Below are 16,587 nucleotides of genomic sequence, written 5' to 3' on the forward strand. Positions count from 1 at the left end.
CGAGTCGATACCTCTGAAGGGCACTCAAAAGAGATGACATCACGTAACCGATCCCGCCGATCAGTTCTCGCCGTTCCCGGCAGCAGTCGCAAGATGATCGACAAGGCAAAGGGACTGCCGGCCGACGAGATCTTCCTCGACCTCGAAGACGCGGTCGCACCGTTGGCGAAGCAGGCCGCACGCGAAGCCGTCGGTGACGCGCTGGCCGAGGACGGATGGGGCAAGCAGGTCAAGGTGGTTCGGGTGAACGACTGGACCACCGAATGGACGTACGCCGACGTCGTGGAGGTTGTCGGCCGGGCGGGTGCTCACCTCGACGCGATTCTGCTGCCCAAAGTTCCCGATGCGAGCCACGTGCAGGCACTTGATCTGTTGTTGACTCAGGTGGAAAAGGCCAACGGCCTCGAAGTGGGACGAATCGGCATCGAACCCCAGATCGAGAACGCGATCGGCCTGACCAACATCGACGCGATTGCCACGGCCAGCCCGCGGGTCGAGGCGTTGGTCTTCGGGCCGGCAGATTTCATGGCGAGTTTGAACATGCGCACCCTGGTGGTTGGAGAGCAGCCGGACGGCTACGACCGTGGTGACGCCTATCACCACATCCTGATGACCATTCTGATGGCTGCGCGGGCGCACGGGGTTCAGGCCATCGACGGTCCGTACCTCCAGATTCGTGACGTCGAGGCGTTCACGCGCAGCGCTGCCCGCACTGCAGCATTGGGTTTCGACGGCAAATGGGTACTGCACCCGACTCAGATCGAGGCGGCCAACGAGGTGTTCAGCCCGAGGCAATCAGATTACGATCGCGCTGAATTGATCTTGGACGCCTACGCATTCCACACCTCCGCGGCCGGCGGTGGGCGGGGAGCCGTGATGCTCGGTGACGAGATGATCGACGAGGCAAGTCGCAAGATGGCGCTGGTGATTTCCGCGAAAGGCCGGGCAGCGGGTATGGCCCGGACAACGGAATTCACTCCACCAGAACACGCCTGATCAGCTGCGGTCGAACAAATCGGGTAGGTAAAGGGCACAATAGGTTTGTATGTCTCGCGTTGTTCAGTCACGGATGACGCGCCCGAAACAAGGAGCACGATCACCCATGTCCAATCCGCTCGCACAATCGCCGAATGGGTCGCGCCGTGGAGCGTTGCCGACACCACCTTCGGGCTGGCCGATCGGGTCGTACCCCACCTATGCGGAGGCACAGCGCGCCGTCGATTACCTGTCCGATCAGGAATTCTCGGTCCAGGATGTCACCATCGTCGGTGTGAATCTGATGCAGGTCGAACGGGTTCTCGGCCGGCTCACGTGGCCGAAGGTGATCGGTGGCGGTCTGGTGTCCGGCGCGTGGCTGGGCGTGTTCTTCGGCCTTCTGTTGGGTCTTTTCACGACCAGCTTCATCGGGCCACTGATCACGGGCATCGTCGGCGGCATCATCTTCGGCGTGATCACAACAACCATCCCGTACGCAGCGACGCGCGGCCAGCGAGATTTTGCCTCGACCATGCAGTTGGTGGCCGGTCGGTACGACGTGCTGTGTGAGCCGAAGACCGCCGAGGCTGCCCGCGATCTCCTCGCGAAGCTCGCGATCTGATCGGTTCAGTGCACGGTGAGCGCGAGGGAACCGTGACGCGTGTACTGACCGATCGCGCCCTCGGTCGGGCGACCCTTGCGCGTCAGTTCCTGCTGGAGCGGGCTGACGTCACTGCCTTCGAAGCCGTCGAACACCTGGCCGGTCTGCAGGCGCAGGCCCCGACGCCGCCGTACCTTGCTCTGTGGGCTCGTGTCAAAAACTTTGCGGCAGAAGAGTTGTCGACACTGATCGAGCGTCGGCAGGTGGTGCGTCTGGTTGCGATGCGCGGAACGGTATTTGTGATGTCGGCCGCTGATGCCGCATCCTTCCGTGGCACGGTTCAGTCGATTATGGACCGTGATCTGCACACCAACACCGCGCACCGGGCGGCGCTGAGCGGAATGGATCTGGCCGCTCTTGCGCAGGCCGGCCGCGAACTTGTTTCCGATGGTCCACTTACGCAGATGCAGATGAGGCCGCTTCTGGCCGAACGCTTTCCAGGGCGCTCTCCGGAAGGACTCGCGCACGGGATCAGGGGACTATTGCCGATGGTCCAGGTACCGCCTCGCGGGTTGTGGGGTAGATCGGGACCGCCCGCGTTGACCACGCTGGAGAGTTGGCTGGGCACAGAGCTGGATTCGACTCCTGTTCCAGACGCCCTGGTGTTGCGCTATCTCGCTGCCTTCGGTCCGGCGAGTGTGAAGGACGCCCAGGCGTGGTCGGGATTAACCAGGCTGGCAGAGGTTTTCGAGCGACTGCGTCCGAACCTGATGACGTTCGTGAACGAGAGGGGGACGGAACTGTTCGACCTGCCAGACGCTCCACGCCCGGACGACGGCACACCACCGGTCCGGATCTTGGCTCCGTTCGACAACATTTTGCTCTCACATGCGGATCGCTCGCGAATCATGGATGAGCAGTACCGAACTCGGGTCTTCACGGTGAACGGAATAATCAAACCCGCCGTGCTGGTACGAGGGAAGGTTGTGGGATTCACCGCAGAATCCGCGAAAGGTGATACCGCGCGATTGACGGTGTCACTGTTTTCGCAGCAGTCGAAAACCGCCATGTCATCCATCGAGAGGGAAGCGCGTTCATTGCTGCGATTTCTGCATCCGACGATCTCCAAGCACGAGATATCCGTCGAAATTCTCACCTAGCAAAACAGGCGTTCTGAAGCGCCCCGGCCTCTGCGCTGCGATCAGCGCCGTGATGGTGCTTAGATGGACGCGTGTCTGACAGTGTTGTGTCCTCCGTCCGCGCGCACCTCGTTGCCAATATCGAGGGGCCGGAGCCGGCTGCGGCCTCGGTGACGTTCCTGGGTGTCGAGCCGCTGGACGTGCTCAGATTCGAATCTCCCGACTCAGTGGTGCACTACGCAACACTGGGGTGCTCGCGGCACCCCATGGGCGATCCGGGTGATCTGGTCGCCGATCCCACACGCGGACCCCGGGCGGAACTGGTGCTCTCGCTGCGCGGCGGCACCGGTATTGCGTCGGGAATCGCGCGCACCTTGGCTGTTCTGGCGGCGGCCCCGTCGGTCGAGGGCATCGTGTTGCTCGACGATGCGCTGCTCGACCTCGGGGAGCCCCTGTGGAAGGGCGCAGCTTTTACTGCAGTCCTTCTCAGTGACAGTGGGATTGAAGATCTGACGCTCCCCGAGCCGATGGATCCGGTTCGGTTCCTCGCCGTGGTCCCCATAACCGGAACCGAAGCAGCCTGGGTCCGTCTGCGCGGTGCAGGTGCACTACGTGAAGCCTGGGCTGAGGCGGGCATCGACGTCCGAGATCCGCACCGAGCGGCGGCGTCGCTCTAACTGCCGTGTCGCTCTAACTGCCGTGTCGCTCCGATCTTATTGTGCGGCTTCGTTATCGAGAAGGTCGGCCAGATTCTCCAGGCTGGCCTGCTGGGATCGGCCGAATGCCTTGGTGACGAGCGGGTCTGCCATTCTGCCGAACACTCCGCCCAGGCCACTTTCGCTGTCGAGTCGATAGGTGACGCGCGTACCCTTCTCGACTTCCTCGCACGTTGTGGTCAGCGTGAAAGCGACGGGGCTTTTGACAGACTTTGCCGAACTTCGCTTGGGCGCATCGTATTCCGTGAACTCGGCGGTCCAGTCGATGCGCTTGCCGAGTATTCGGCTGGCTCCCTGCCAGCGGGTCCCCACTCCTATCGGGCCGTCCGTGATCTGCCGGGATTCGACAATCGAGTTGTCCCAGTTCGGCCAATTCTCAGCGGTGCTGAGGTACTGAAAGACTTCCGGAACCGGGCGCGAAACGATTACTGACTGCTCAACTGTAGGCATCGTAGCTCCTCCGAATTTGCTTGTGGCAAGGTATTTTTCGGGTGCGGTGATTTCGATGCGAGGGACCCGCGGGTACACGTGATACGTGTTGGTACCCACAACTCATTGTCCGCTTGCACTGTGGCTAAGTACAGAGTCAGAGCCAGTTGTTTCGGCGGAACAGAAAGAACAACCCGACGCATACCGACGCGATGAACACCATCACCATCGGATATCCGTACTGCGAGCCCAGTTCCGGCATGTTCTCGAAATTCATGCCGTAGATGCCGGCGATTCCGGTCGGCACCGCCGCGATCGCCACCCACGCCGAAATCTTGCGCATGTCGGTGTTCTGCTGCACCGCGATCTTTGCCAGAGCAGCGTCCACGAGCGAACTCAGTACTTCGTCGTACTCGGAGATGCGTTCGGAGACGATGGTGTGATGGTCTCGGACGTCGCGGAAATAGCGTCTGATCTCCTTGGGGACCAACCCGCCTGCTGGTTGTGTCAGTTGCAGGAGTGGCATGCCGAGCGGGGTGACCGACCGTCGAAGTTCGACGATTTCCCGTTTCAGCAGGTAGATGTGCTCAACCGCCACGCTGTTACGTGGGTTGAACACCAACTCTTCCATGTTGTCGACGTCCTGCTCCACCAGTTGTGTCACCGACAGGTACGTGTCGACGACGTGGTCGGTGATGGCATGGAGAACGGACCACGGTCCCATGGCGAGACGCTCGGGTAGCTGTTCGAGGGCTTTGCGGACACTCGCCAGTTCGGAATGGTCACCGTGCCGAACAGTGACGACAAAGTCCGGACCGACGAACACCATGATCTCGCCGGTCTCCACGATTTCGTTAGCCGTCTCCACGGAATCGTGCGGAACGTAGACAACGGTTCGAAGGACGAGAAACATGACGTCGTCGTAGCGTTCGAGTTTGGGTCGCTCGTGTGCGTGGACGGCATCCTCGACCATCAACTCGTGTAGGCCGAAAGTCTTTGCCACGTCCTGCATTTGGGATTCGTCGGGAGCATGGATCCCAACCCAGACGAATCCCTTTCCGCGTCGGCGCACTTCATCGAGAGCGGCGTTGTGCGTGAACTTTCCCGGGAGCCTGGTGCCGTCCACGTACACAGCACAATCCACAATGGCACGAGCTGCGGGGACGGGAATCCTCGGCAACGGTGGCGGAGCTGATTTGCCGTTCGACCAGTTCGGTAGTGACGGCACTGTGTCTACTCCCTCCGCAGATAGGCGAAGCGCACTATTGCTGCCGCGCAATCGTACGTCAGGATCTCAGGCAATCGACCGGAGCGAGATGGTCTTGCGGATTGCTGACAGACTGGAGCGGTGCGAATAGACCTTCACACCCACTCCAACGCATCAGACGGCACGGACACCCCCGCCGAACTGGTGCGCGCCGCTGCCCACTCCGGACTCGACGTTGTCGCGCTCACCGATCACGACACCACCGCCGGCTGGGCGGAGGCGGAGCGCGCACTGCCTGCCGGGCTCGGACTCGTCCGTGGCATGGAAATGTCGTGTGAAGGCGAAGGTGAGGACGGGTGGCCGGTCGCGGTGCACCTCCTGGCGTACCTGTTCGACCCGGACCACCCCGAGTTCGCCAAGGAACGCGAGCGGCTACGCGGCGAACGGGTCGAAAGAATCCGCACGATGGCGACTCTGATGGCCCGCGACGGGCTGCCGATCGACCCGGACGCAATCCTCGCGTCGGCTGGTCCTTCTGTGGGGCGTCCGCACATCGCAGCGGCTCTGCTGCGGGCCGGCGTGGTCTCGAGCATCGGTGAAGCCTTCAAGGACTTGTTGGCAACCCGCGGGCGCTACGACGTTCCGAAATACGACACGCCGATCGACTACGCCGTTGAACTGGTCGCAGTGGCCGGGGGAGTGACGGTGATCGCTCATGGTCGTGCGCGCACCCGTGGTCGTGTTCTCGCTCTAGGCCACGTTCGCGATCTGGCGGCCTCCGGACTCGGCGGACTCGAAGTCGATCACCCGGATCATGCGCCCGCAGATCGGACTCTCCTTCGCGGACTGGCCGGCGAACTCGGCCTCGCGGTGACCGGATCATCGGACTACCACGGAGACAACAAGACGATCGACCTCGGCGACGAGCTCACCGACCCCGCCGACTTCGAGGAATTGATGTCGGCGGCAACAGGCGTCGAGGTGCTGAAACACTGATGTTGGACACGACGCTCTACCTCACGGTTTTCATCACCCTCTTTGTCATCATGGACCCACCCGGAGTCATTCCGGTATTCCTGTCCCTGGTCGGCCGCAAGGACCGCGCAGACCGTAACCGCGCGGCGTGGCAGGCACCGGCAGTGTCGCTCGCCGTTATTTCCGTCTTCGCGGTCGGCGGGCAGGCAATCCTCAACTATCTGCACATCGGCATACCCGCATTGCAGGGCGCCGGCGGGTTGCTCCTTCTGCTGATCGCTCTCGAACTACTCACCGGCAAGACGTCCAACCGTCCGCAGGGTGCCGACGACGTCAACGTGGCCCTGGTCCCGCTGGGTACGCCCATGATGGCCGGCCCCGGCGCGATCGCCGCGGTCATCGTCTTTGTCGCCCAGGCAGACGGTGACGCGGCGTCGTACCTTGCGATCGCCTTGGCGATCATCTCGATTCATCTCGTTCTGTTCATAGTGCTGCGATTCTCGACCGCATTGATCCGTGTGCTCGGTGTTGGCGGAATCTCGCTGCTGGCCCGCATCGCAGGTTTGCTGCTTGCCGCCATCGCCGTTCAACTCATCGCGGAGTCCGTCCGCGGATTCATCACGGGAGCGTAGATCGTGACTTACGACAACAACGGTTACGACAACAACAGCTACGACGCATACCGGGACGACAATGCCTACGACAACTCGTACGACTACGACGACCGCTACGACGATTACTACGATGCTCCGGACACCAAGCAGTGGGCGTTGATTCGTGGTCTGCGTGCGCTCAGTGGGACCGTCGCGGCTGGAATCGTTGTTCTCACAGTCGTGGTGATCGCGTCGGCGTATCTGGGAGGCAATCGGGGCTTTCCCGGACCGGGCACCACATCGATCACCGCGCACATCGTGGCGTCGGTAGTGGCGCTGGTCGCACAGATCTTCTGTGACCGTCGCCGCGGCGTTGCCGCAATAGCCGCGTCCGTGGTTGTGCTCGTAACTGCCGGGGTGCTGCTGGTGACGCAGTGGTGGGGTTAGGGACCGAAGGATTTGATTGTGATCGCGCGCAGGTGGCAAACTGGAGGGACTTCGTAGGCGGCGCCACAGCCCGGCCATGAAGAAATTGCATGGATCTGCCAGGGCTCACCCGCCCAACACCATGACGCTTCGGATGTATTGCGGCCAACTTTCTTGCGCACCCGAATGCTCTTCTTCTCTGCAGTTGTTCACGGAAGAAAAGACTCTGACCGTTGCTAACGTTCTGTTTCGGCCGTCAGATCACTACTTCCCAGTAACCCAGCCCCGAGTGCGGCTGGTCATATCAGGAGTGTCATTGTGTCCCTTGTGACTGAAGCCATCAACGTACCCAAGGTCGAGCTGACCGACGAAGAAATCTTTGCCGCTCACGTCGGTGGCAAACTGTCGGTCGAGACCACCGCGCCGCTCGATACGCAGCGCGCTCTGTCGATCGCGTACACGCCGGGTGTGGCTCAGGTGAGCCGCGCCATCGCAGCTGACGAGACCCTTGCCGATCGCTACACGTGGACCAATCGACTGGTTGTCGTCGTCAGTGACGGCACGGCGGTTCTCGGTCTGGGCGATATCGGACCCCGCGCATCGTTGCCCGTCATGGAGGGCAAGTCCGCTCTCTTCAAGAGCTTTGCCGGACTGAACTCCATCCCGCTGGTGCTCGACACCACCGATCCCGACGCGATCGTCGAGACCCTGATCCGTCTGCGTCCGAGCTTCGGCGCGGTCAACCTCGAGGACATCTCGGCGCCGCGTTGCTTCGAGATCGAAAAGCGTGTAATCGAGGCACTTGACTGCCCCGTCATGCACGACGATCAGCACGGCACCGCGATTGTGGTTCTTGCTGCGCTCAAGGGCGCCGTGAAGGTGCAGAGCCGCGACATCACCACGCTCAAGGTTGTCATCTCCGGTGCGGGTGCAGCGGGTGTCGCGTGTGCGAACATTCTGCTCGCCGCCGGTATCAGCGATGTCGTCGTGCTCGACTCGAAGGGCATCATCTCGAGCGAGCGCAGCGACCTCAACGAGATCAAGGTAGAGCTGGCGTCGCGCACCAACCCGCGCAGTGTCCATGGCGGTGCCGTCGAGGCTTTGGCCGGTGCGGACGTCTTCCTCGGTGTCTCGGCGGGCAAGATCCCCGAGGAGCTCATCGCGTCGATGGCTCCGGAGTCGATCGTGTTTGCGCTCTCGAACCCGGATCCGGAGATTCACCCGGAGACCGCGTCGAAGTACGCGGCGATCGTGGCTACGGGCCGCAGTGACTTCCCGAACCAGATCAACAATGTGCTTGCCTTCCCCGGTGTGTTCAAGGGCGCGCTCGACGCCGGTGCCCGTCGCATCACCGAAGGTATGAAGCTCGCTGCCGCCGAGGCGATCCTGTCGGTGGTCGGCGACGAGTTGGCCGTGGACAAGATTGTTCCGAGCCCACTCGACCCTCGCGTGGCGACCGCAGTTGCGGAAGCCGTCGCGGCCGCAGCGCACGCTGAGGGCGTGACCAGCTAAGAGGGACTCCTCGAAAGCCCCGATCGAAACCCGCACACAAGGTTTCGGTCGGGGTTTTTGCGTGGGCAGCTACACGCGTGCGAGGTTCGGGGTGCGTCGCAGTCTGCCGGTTCCCGGGACGGAAGCCCACACGACCAGTGCAAGTACGCCGTCCACGACAAGCGCAACCACCGCGACCAAGATTGCGCCGACAACAACGCGGTCGTACTTGTACAGCGCGATCCCGTCGAAGATGTACCGTCCGATGCCGCCCAGATTGACGTAGGCGGCAACAGTCGCGGTCGCGATGACTTGCAGTGTGGCGTTTCGGAGCCCACCCAGAATGAGCGGAAGCGCATTGGGGACCTCGACGCGTAGCAGCACTTGTGTCTCGGTCATCCCCATTGCGCGCGCCGCGTCGACGACGTCACGGTCGACACTGGCGATGCCGGCATACGTTCCGGCTAGCAATGGCGGAATGCCGAGGATGACCAGTGCGAGGATCGGGGGCATCACTCCTAGTCCCATGAGCAGGACGAGGAACGTCAGCAAGCCGAGCGTAGGTAGTGAGCGCAGTGCGTTGACAAGACTGACCACCACGATCTGACCGCGTCGTAGATGCCCGATGATCAGGCCGATCGGGACCGCGATCACTGCGGCGAGGGCGACGGCCAGCAGGCTGTACCAGAGGTGCTGCAGGATTCGGGTGCCGATTCCGGTGTCGCCGCTCCAGTTGTCGGGATTGGTGAGGTACTCCCAGGCGCCGGTGAAGATACTCATACCGGCTCACCTTCGGCCGTGACGATCGCGGGGACCTTCGATGCGGACGGAGTTCTGGTCCACGGGGTCAGGAACCTGCCGAGCAGATACAGGATCAAGTCGAGGGCCAGTGCAAGGACCACGATGGCGATGATGCCGGCCACGATCTGGTCGGGGTAGTCCCGGTCGTAGCCCTGTTTGAAGAGAACTCCCAGACCGCCGATACCGATCAGCGAACCCACCGACACCAGCGAAATGTTGGTCACCGCAATCACTCTGACATTTGCGATCAGAACCGGCAGCGCAAGGGGAAGTTCGACGGTCAACGCCCGGCGCAGTGCGGTGAAGCCGATGGCCGTCGAGGCATCGATGACGTTGGCGGGTACCGAATCCAATGCTTCCGGGACCGCGCGGACGAGCAGTGCGGTGGAGTACACACTGAGCGCGATGATGACATTGAGCGGATCGAGTGTCTTGAGTCCGAAAATCTGCGGGATGGTGACAAACAGTGCCAATGACGGAATGGTGAACGCAATGCTGGCCAAGGTCAACGTGATTCGGCGCAGCCATCGGATATTCCGAATTGCCGTGCCGACGGGAAGGGCAATGACCAAGCCCACCGCCAACGGCACCAGTGCGAGATACAGATGTGTTCGTGTGTAATCCAGAACCGTCGAGAAATTGTCGATGAGCCAGCGCACGCCGCTACACCCCGAATCCTTCGGTGAAGGCGAGTCGATTGCGTTCCTGGTCCTCGCGCCGACGTTGCTCGGCCAATTTGGCCACAACCTCGGAGCCCAGAATGCCGCCGATCACCGCACCTTCGGCGTCCACGGCAACACCGATTCCCGACGGTGACGAGATGGCCGCGTCGAGCGCCTGCCGAAGATCGCCGCCCGGGCCGAAGAGAGAGCCGCCGGCCGACGTCGACTGTGCCAAAGTGTGTCCGGCGCGTATGCCCTCGACCCCGGTGACGTCGATCCAACCTTGGGGCGCACCGGACTCGGTGACAACAAGCACCCATTCACCCAATTCGAGTCTCAGGGATGTCAATTCGAACTCGGTGGCCGTCCGGATGGAATGCAGCGGCACCTCGTCCGCGCTGCGGAAGGACAGTCCTCGATATCCGCGATCACGTCCGACAAAACCTGCCACGAAATCCGTAGCCGGTGCGGCCAATACGTCGCGCGGCGCGGCTACCTGCTGCAGGCGACCGCCCGGACCGAAGACCGCGATGTGGTCGCCCAGTTTGACTGCTTCGTCGATATCGTGCGTGACAAAGACGATGGTCTTCTTCAGTTCGCTTTGCAGGCGCAGCATTTCGGTTTGCAGGTCCTCACGAACCACCGGATCGACGGCGCTGAAGGGTTCGTCCATCAACAGAATCGGCGGATCGGCAGCCAACGCGCGGGCGACACCCACTCGCTGCTGCTGCCCGCCGGACAACTGCGCCGGGTAGCGCGTCGCCAGTGACGGATCGAGACCCACGCGTTCGAGAACACCCAGTGCGGCTTTACGTGCGGCGCGGCGAGATTCACCCCGCAGCACCGGAACCGTTGCGACGTTGTCGACGACGGTCCGGTGCGGCAACAGCCCGGCATTCTGGATGACGTAGCCGATACCGAGTCGCAAGGTCACCGCGTCGGTCTGCGAGATGTCGCGGCCGTCGACGCGGATTGTGCCCGACGTGGGCGTGATCATCCGGTTGATCATCCGCATCGACGTTGTTTTGCCACACCCGGACGGACCGACGAACACCGTGAACGACTCGGCCTCGATGGTGAGATCGAGTCGATCAACTGCGGTGGTGCCGTCCGGGAACTGCTTGGTGACTCCCTCGAAGGTGATCACGTGGGTTACGAGACCGGCTTGTCGAGGCCCTGCGCCGAGATCCACGCCTTGGCTGCTGCGGCCGGTTCCGTCTTGGCGTCGCCGGACACCGCCACGTTGAGATCGAGCAGTTCCTCGGTGGTCAGCTTTGCCGAGACCGCGTCGAGGACGGCTGCGAGCTTGTCGGACGATGCCGATGCGCGCAGCACCGGCACGACGTTCTGGGCGGGGAAATTGTTCTTCGGGTCTTCGAGGACAACAAAGTTGTTGGCCGGAATCGACGCCGACGTCGTGAAAATGTTTGCGGCGGTGATGTCACCGGATGCGAGTGCCTTGACCGTTGCCGGGCCACCGCCGTCCGCGATCGGGACAAAATTGGAGGCCGAGATGTCGAGTCCGTAGTTTGCCTTCAACCCGGGCAGGCCGACGGGGCGCTCCTGGAATTCGGCGGGCGCGCCGAACTTGACCTCGGCGGAATGCGGCGCCAGGTCGGCGATGGTCTTCAGGTTCCACTTGTCGGCCGTTTCCTTGGTGACGACTACGGCATCTTTGTCCTCCGCCGACGCGGGTGTGGTGATGGCCAATTCGCTACCCAACGCGGCCGGCAGAGCCGCCAGGACGTCCGCGGAACTGGTCGCGGTGGCAGCGGGATCGAGATACTGCAGAAGATTGCCCGTGTAGTCGGGGATGAGGGTGATCGAGCCGTCCTTCAACGCCGGAATGTAAGCCTCGCGGCTACCGATGTTGAACGAAGTGGACACGTCGAAACCGTTGACGCGAAGTGCTTCCGCATAGATGTTGGCAATGATCTCGGACTCGGTGAAGTTTGCCGAACCCACGACGACGGTGTTGGGGTCCGAACTGTTGTCGTTGTTGTCACTGCTGCCACACGCAGTGAGCGCAGCGAGTGAGAGGACAGTTGCCGCTGCTACGAGCAGACGGCTGGAACGAAATCGTGAGGTGCGCATGTGCGTCCTTCCGTGTTTCGGGCGTCGACAACCATTCCCGTCACCCGAGTGTCACTCGAGTAGGACTGGTTACCGCGCATCGCCAGGCAAGTGTAACGATAGGTACCGACAAGGCACGGTATTCGATCAGTGGGAACGGAATGTGAGGGTTCGGTGCTATCTGCACGCGCGAGGTATTCGACAGTTGTTGCAGCAGTGCTGGTCCTGCCCGTTCTAACCGGATGCAGCACCAGCGATTCGGTGATAGGGAACGACGCCGGTGCCCCGACCGAGCAGGTAGTCGTGGCGTCGGGGGAGTCGGTGGAGGGTTCGGTCCTGGCCGAAGTGTACGCAACCGTGTTGGCGTCGTCGGGGGTGCCAAGTCGAGTCGAGGAACTCACCGGCGGACGGTCGGACGCACTTGCTGCGCTCGATGCCGCGCGTGTGACGTTGGTACCCGAGTTCACCGGTTCGCTACTGACTTACTACGAACCGCAGAATCCGGCCCGCGCCGCCGACGACGTCTTCGAAGCGTTGAGTCGTTCTCTGCCTGAGGGTCTTTCGGTTGCAGACTATGCAACCGCAGAAGACCGGGCCGTCGTGGCGTTGGGACGCGATTCCGCATCGGGGACTCAGTCGCGCACCCTCGGGGCATTTGCACCCTCGTGCGCCGAGACCGTTGCCGTTGTATCACCACGGTTTATCGAAGATGGTGCACTGGAACAATTAGCGGAAGGCGCTGACTGTACTTTTGCGCGCGTCGAGCAATCGGCAGCCGACATATCGGACACTGCTGCGACCGAACCCACCGCCTTCGGAACTACGACGCTCTCGCCTCTGGCTCAGTCAACCGCTGTCACAGTGCTGGCCGATCCGGATCACATCCTGGCTGCGCAGAACGTCGTTCCACTGTTTCGGACCGGTGCATTGAGTGATCCCGCAGTCAAAGCGCTCAGTGTTGTTGCGGGTGAACTGTCCACGACAGACCTTGCCGCGATGATCGACCAGGTCCGACGCGGGCAGGCGACGCCGTCAGCGGTGGCGCGATCCTGGTGGGACACCCGTCAATGACTGGCCGCATCGGCTGAATTGTCCGCTGCCCTGGCTCCGTGTGATTCCAGGAATTGCCCCAGATCGGCTACCGCGTCGGCGGCTTCGGTGACCAGCGACGCCTGGGCGTGCGCGACATGCCACAACCGTGCGTATTCGACCAGTGACACGTCGACGCCGGCCGCGGTGAGTTTGTCTGCGAACTCCACGACCTGAGGGTAGAGGACTTCACCCGATCCGATGTGAATCCTTGTGGGCGGCAGTGTTTCGAGGTTTCCATGTATGGGTGCGTAGCCGGGATCCGTGCGGTTGCCGTGTCCGAGGTAGGCGTCGGCGGCGTCGAACGACCAGCCGGTGTTGACGACCAGATCGGCTTTCTTCCCGGCGCTGCGATCCCCGGGATCCACCCAGGGTGAGATCAGTGCCAACGCCCCGGGCTGTACGCCGTGACGCTCGATGAGGCGAAGTGCCGTTGCGACCGCCAAACCGCCGCCGGCGCTGTCACCGGCAATGGCAACCTGCTCGGGCCGGTAGTCGAATTCTGTGATCAGTTGCATGTACGCCGCTGCGGCGTCGTCGAGCGCTGCGGGATAAGGATTCTCGGGAGCGAGCCGGTAATCCAACGTGAAGACAGCGCGGGAAGATTCGCGTGCCAGATGTGCTGCCAGGCTGCGGTGTGTGCTCAGCGAGCCCAGCGTGTAGGCGCCGCCGTGCAAGTAGAGCACTGCCGACGGGCGTTCGGTTGCTCCGACCGTGATCCGCTCGGCGGGTCGGCAGGCGAGTTCCAGCGGACGCACAACGGCGCCCGCTGGAATCTGCTGCAGGGGAGCTCCGGCCTCGAGCAGTAAACGCTGAACCCGATACGGCAGTCGCGAGTTGAAGGCCAGACGGAAGTACGGCTTCAACAAGAAAGCGACAACGGGTAGCGGAAGGGTGAACGTGCTCACCGGCAGGGCTCCTGACTGTGTGAAAGTGGAAAGCTCAGTGGGACTTGGGCATCACGCGGCCGGCGATGGTGGCCACGACGCGTTGGTATCCCGAACCGACCAGGCGGACCCAGGCGTCGAGTGCGATGGCGTCCATGCCGATGAGGACGCGTGGCTTACCCTTGCGAACCCCGTTCACGATGGTCTTGGCTGCATCCTCAGGAGTGGTGCGCGCCAACTTACGATCGAAGAACTCGGAGAATGACGCGAGGTCCTCGCCCGGTCCGGCAGTGGCGTTGCGCGCGATGGCCGTCTTGATTCCGCCGGGGTGCACGCAGGTCACCTTCACCGGGCTCTTGGCGATCAGCATCTCCTGGCGCAGTGACTCGGTGAAGCCGCGAACTGCAAACTTTGCCGAGTTGTATGCACTCTGACCGGGCATCGACAGCAAGCCGAACAGGCTCGAGATGTTGATGATGTGGCCGTCGCCGGATGCGATGACATGCGGCAGGAATGCTTTGGTGCCGTTGACAACTCCCCAGAAATCGACATCCATGACGCGTTCGAAGTCCTTGAATTCGGACTTCTCGAAAGTGCCGTGGTACGCGATACCCGCATTGTTGTAGATCTGGTTGATCTTGCCGAAGTGGGCGGCAACCGCGTCGGCGTACTCGAGAACCGCTTCGCGCTGGGTGACGTCGAGGTGGTCCGACTTTACCTGGGCACCAAGAGCTTCCACGAGGCGGGTGGTCTCGGTGAGGCCGACGGTGTCGACGTCGGAGATCGCCAACTTCGCACCCTGCCCGGCCAGGTTCAGTGCGAGTGCGCGGCCGATACCCGATCCCGCTCCGGTGATGACAACAACCTTGCCAACAAAATCACTCATTGTGCTACTGCTTTCTCGTCGTCGAGGTCGATCTGTGATGTGGTTCCGGTGCCGACGGCGCCGAGATCGGACGTGGCGACGCTACGGTACGCCGCGAGGTCGAAATGCTTGGTGGCATTGCGGAACTGGAAGGTGAAACCGGGCCACAGGGTGGTGTTGTTTCCGTGCTTGTCCATGTACCAGCTGGCGCAACCGCCGTTGTTCCAGACGCTCTTGGACATCGCTGCCTGCAGGTCCTTGTTGTACTTTTCCTGCTTGTCGCTGCGAACCTCGATGGTGCCGATGTCGTACTTGTCGATGGTGGCGATCGCGTCGACGAGGTAGTTGAGCTGCGATTCGATCATGAACACCATGGACGAGTGGCCGAGACCGGTGTTGGGGCCGACGAGGAAGAACATGTTGGGGAAGTTGGCAACGGCTGCGCCCTTGTATCCCTGCATGCCGGTGTCCTCGAAGACCTCGGCGAGCGAGCGTCCGTCCTTGCCGAAGATTCCCGCAAAGGTGGGGGAGTCGGTGACGTGAAAACCCGTGGCCACGACGATGGCGTCGATCTCACGCGTGGTTCCCGTCTTCGACACGATGCCGGTGGCGGTAACTTCCTCGATTCCTTCTGTCACCAGGTCGACGTTGTCCTGGGCAAGGGTGGGGAAGTAGTTGTTGGAGATCAGCATGCGCTTGCAGCCGATCTGGAAGTTGGGGGTGACCTTCTTGCGAAGGGCCTTGTCCTTGATCTGGGCCTTGAGATGACGCTCGGCGGCAAACTGCAGGGGCTTCATGAAGATCGGCGCCTTTGCCAGGCCGACAACCTGGGTCTCGCGCATCCAGTAGATGCCGGTGCGGCACAGCTTCTGGAAACCGGGGAGGTACTTGAACGCGAGGTGCTCGATCTTGGTGTACTCGCGATCTGCGCGGGGCAGAATCCACGGCGCGGTGCGCTGGTACACGTCGAGCTGTGACACCTTCTTGCCGATGGCCGGGACGATCTGGATGGCCGACGCTCCGGTGCCGATAACGGCGACGCGCTTGCCGGTCAGGTCGGCGTCGTGGTTCCAGCGTGAGGAGTGGAAGATCTCGCCCTTGAAGCCGTCGATGCCCTTGATGTCGGGGAGGGCGGGCTCGCACAGAGCGCCTACAGCCGACACGACGATCTTGGCGACGAACTCGCCCTTGGTGGTGGAGACCTTCCAGTGCGCGCGATCGTTGTCCCAGTGCGCGGAGAGAACGTCGCAGCCGAAGATGTGCTTGTCCAGTACCTTGTGACGGTTTGCGACGGACTGGATGTACTTGTAGATCTCGGGCTGAGTGGAGAAGGAACGCGTCCACTCGGGGTTGAGTGCAAACGAGTACGAGTACAAATGCGACGGCACGTCGCACGCAGCGCCCGGGTAGCTGTTGTCACGCCAGGTTCCGCCGACGTCGTTGCCTCGCTCGACAACTACGTAGTCGGTGATCCCGGCCTGCGCCAGTTTGATGGCAGCGCCGAGACCGGCAAAACCGCTGCCGATGATCAGCGTATTCACGTAGCGCGTATCCGCGGCAGATGCTGAAGTATCTGTAACTGGGAGACTCATGTATGGAACGATATGCCGTTGTTGACGAACGGTCAATAGCTTATTGACGTTTATTCAGTAGTCTGT

The 16,587-nt window shown here is 62.1% G+C and carries 18 protein-coding genes; 9 read left to right on the forward strand and 9 right to left on the reverse strand.

Annotated features, from left to right (window positions below; all coding sequences use genetic code 11):
• Nucleotides 1-33: 33 nt before the first annotated feature.
• The 4 genes from R4P64_RS20940 to R4P64_RS20955 all read left to right on the forward strand — a co-directional run bounded on the left by R4P64_RS20940 (nucleotide 34) and on the right by R4P64_RS20955 (nucleotide 3,392).
• A complete protein-coding gene (locus R4P64_RS20940) occupies nucleotides 34-996 on the forward strand; it encodes an HpcH/HpaI aldolase/citrate lyase family protein (RefSeq protein ID WP_033234427.1) in 963 nt (320 codons plus the stop codon).
• A gap of 106 nt (nucleotides 997-1,102) precedes the next feature.
• The gene (locus tag R4P64_RS20945) at nucleotides 1,103-1,597 is read left to right on the forward strand and encodes a general stress protein (RefSeq protein WP_033234426.1); all 495 of its coding nucleotides are present in this window, start codon (nucleotides 1,103-1,105) and stop codon (nucleotides 1,595-1,597) included.
• A 32-nt stretch (nucleotides 1,598-1,629) separates the two neighbouring features.
• Entirely contained in the window at nucleotides 1,630-2,736 is a 1,107-nt protein-coding gene (locus R4P64_RS20950) for a winged helix DNA-binding domain-containing protein (protein ID WP_317822510.1), read from the forward strand.
• Nucleotides 2,737-2,807: 71 nt separating this feature from the next.
• A complete protein-coding gene (locus R4P64_RS20955; protein ID WP_033234425.1) occupies nucleotides 2,808-3,392 on the forward strand; it encodes a suppressor of fused domain protein in 585 nt (194 codons plus the stop codon).
• A gap of 36 nt (nucleotides 3,393-3,428) precedes the next feature.
• Here R4P64_RS20955 and R4P64_RS20960 read toward each other — a convergent pair whose 3' ends face one another.
• Complete coding sequence (locus tag R4P64_RS20960; RefSeq protein WP_033234597.1) at nucleotides 3,429-3,881, reverse strand: SRPBCC family protein; 453 nt, start codon at nucleotides 3,879-3,881, stop codon at nucleotides 3,429-3,431.
• A gap of 136 nt (nucleotides 3,882-4,017) precedes the next feature.
• Nucleotides 4,018-5,088, reverse strand: a complete 1,071-nt coding sequence (locus tag R4P64_RS20965; protein WP_045069510.1) for a magnesium and cobalt transport protein CorA — start codon at nucleotides 5,086-5,088, stop codon at nucleotides 4,018-4,020.
• Between the two features lie 120 nt (nucleotides 5,089-5,208).
• Between R4P64_RS20965 and R4P64_RS20970 the strand changes: the two genes are divergently transcribed.
• From R4P64_RS20970 to R4P64_RS20985, 4 genes are all read left to right on the forward strand, one after another.
• A complete protein-coding gene (locus tag R4P64_RS20970; protein ID WP_317822514.1) occupies nucleotides 5,209-6,063 on the forward strand; it encodes a PHP domain-containing protein in 855 nt (284 codons plus the stop codon).
• The gene (locus tag R4P64_RS20975; RefSeq protein WP_033234422.1) at nucleotides 6,063-6,674 is read left to right on the forward strand and encodes a MarC family protein; all 612 of its coding nucleotides are present in this window, start codon (nucleotides 6,063-6,065) and stop codon (nucleotides 6,672-6,674) included. The genes R4P64_RS20970 and R4P64_RS20975 overlap by 1 nt, the downstream gene beginning before the upstream one ends.
• A 3-nt stretch (nucleotides 6,675-6,677) precedes the next feature.
• A complete protein-coding gene (locus R4P64_RS20980) occupies nucleotides 6,678-7,082 on the forward strand; it encodes a hypothetical protein (RefSeq protein WP_033234421.1) in 405 nt (134 codons plus the stop codon).
• 297 nt (nucleotides 7,083-7,379) lie between these two features.
• Nucleotides 7,380-8,573, forward strand: coding sequence for an NADP-dependent malic enzyme (locus tag R4P64_RS20985; RefSeq protein ID WP_045069512.1), 1,194 nt, complete (start codon nucleotides 7,380-7,382; stop codon nucleotides 8,571-8,573).
• A gap of 69 nt (nucleotides 8,574-8,642) precedes the next feature.
• On the opposite strand, the gene R4P64_RS20990 is transcribed toward R4P64_RS20985, so the two are convergent.
• From R4P64_RS20990 to R4P64_RS21005, 4 genes are read right to left on the reverse strand one after another with little or no spacing between them, the layout of a single operon-like run.
• A complete protein-coding gene (locus R4P64_RS20990; protein WP_033236695.1) occupies nucleotides 8,643-9,332 on the reverse strand; it encodes an ABC transporter permease in 690 nt (229 codons plus the stop codon).
• On the reverse strand, nucleotides 9,329-10,012 hold the full coding sequence (locus R4P64_RS20995; protein ID WP_033236696.1) for an ABC transporter permease: 684 nt from the start codon (nucleotides 10,010-10,012) through the stop codon (nucleotides 9,329-9,331). Before R4P64_RS20995 ends, R4P64_RS20990 begins: the two co-directional genes overlap by 4 nt.
• Nucleotides 10,013-10,016: 4 nt before the next feature.
• Complete coding sequence (locus R4P64_RS21000) at nucleotides 10,017-11,162, reverse strand: ABC transporter ATP-binding protein (protein WP_116104578.1); 1,146 nt, start codon at nucleotides 11,160-11,162, stop codon at nucleotides 10,017-10,019.
• A 5-nt stretch (nucleotides 11,163-11,167) separates the two neighbouring features.
• Entirely contained in the window at nucleotides 11,168-12,109 is a 942-nt protein-coding gene (locus R4P64_RS21005; RefSeq protein WP_317822518.1) for an ABC transporter substrate-binding protein, read from the reverse strand.
• A 153-nt stretch (nucleotides 12,110-12,262) separates the two neighbouring features.
• On the opposite strand from R4P64_RS21005, the gene R4P64_RS21010 reads away from it, so the two are divergent.
• The gene (locus R4P64_RS21010) at nucleotides 12,263-13,159 is read left to right on the forward strand and encodes a glycine betaine ABC transporter substrate-binding protein (RefSeq protein ID WP_317822520.1); all 897 of its coding nucleotides are present in this window, start codon (nucleotides 12,263-12,265) and stop codon (nucleotides 13,157-13,159) included.
• On the opposite strand, the gene R4P64_RS21015 is transcribed toward R4P64_RS21010, so the two are convergent.
• The 3 genes from R4P64_RS21015 to R4P64_RS21025 are packed head-to-tail and all read right to left on the reverse strand — an operon-like array spanning nucleotide 13,153 to nucleotide 16,521.
• Entirely contained in the window at nucleotides 13,153-14,085 is a 933-nt protein-coding gene (locus R4P64_RS21015) for an alpha/beta hydrolase (RefSeq protein ID WP_172937445.1), read from the reverse strand. The genes R4P64_RS21010 and R4P64_RS21015 overlap by 7 nt on opposite strands.
• Before the next feature lie 34 nt (nucleotides 14,086-14,119).
• Complete coding sequence (locus tag R4P64_RS21020; RefSeq protein WP_045069520.1) at nucleotides 14,120-14,950, reverse strand: SDR family NAD(P)-dependent oxidoreductase; 831 nt, start codon at nucleotides 14,948-14,950, stop codon at nucleotides 14,120-14,122.
• Nucleotides 14,947-16,521 carry a flavin-containing monooxygenase gene (locus R4P64_RS21025; RefSeq protein ID WP_045069522.1) on the reverse strand — a complete coding sequence of 525 codons (1,575 nt, stop codon included), beginning with the start codon at nucleotides 16,519-16,521 and terminating at the stop codon, nucleotides 14,947-14,949. Before R4P64_RS21025 ends, R4P64_RS21020 begins: the two co-directional genes overlap by 4 nt.
• Nucleotides 16,522-16,587: the final 66 nt, after the last annotated feature.

Origin of the sequence: Rhodococcus sp. IEGM 1366 (assembly GCF_033142425.1) — a bacterium.
Classification (GTDB): domain Bacteria; phylum Actinomycetota; class Actinomycetes; order Mycobacteriales; family Mycobacteriaceae; genus Rhodococcus_F; species Rhodococcus_F globerula.

Bases quoted from the DNA above. Each gene is read 5' to 3' on its own strand.
- R4P64_RS21020 (WP_045069520.1), bottom strand. From the start codon at position 14,950: ATGAGTGATTTTGTTGGCAAGGTTGTTGTCATCACCGGAGCGGGATCG.
- R4P64_RS21025 (WP_045069522.1), bottom strand. From the start codon at position 16,521: ATGAGTCTCCCAGTTACAGATACTTCAGCATCTGCCGCGGATACGCGC.
- R4P64_RS20945 (WP_033234426.1), top strand. From the start codon at position 1,103: ATGTCCAATCCGCTCGCACAATCGCCGAATGGGTCGCGCCGTGGAGCG.
- R4P64_RS20940 (WP_033234427.1), top strand. From the start codon at position 34: ATGACATCACGTAACCGATCCCGCCGATCAGTTCTCGCCGTTCCCGGC.
- R4P64_RS20960 (WP_033234597.1), bottom strand. From the start codon at position 3,881: ATGCCTACAGTTGAGCAGTCAGTAATCGTTTCGCGCCCGGTTCCGGAA.
- R4P64_RS20990 (WP_033236695.1), bottom strand. From the start codon at position 9,332: ATGAGTATCTTCACCGGCGCCTGGGAGTACCTCACCAATCCCGACAAC.
- R4P64_RS20975 (WP_033234422.1), top strand. From the start codon at position 6,063: ATGTTGGACACGACGCTCTACCTCACGGTTTTCATCACCCTCTTTGTC.
- R4P64_RS21005 (WP_317822518.1), bottom strand. From the start codon at position 12,109: ATGCGCACCTCACGATTTCGTTCCAGCCGTCTGCTCGTAGCAGCGGCA.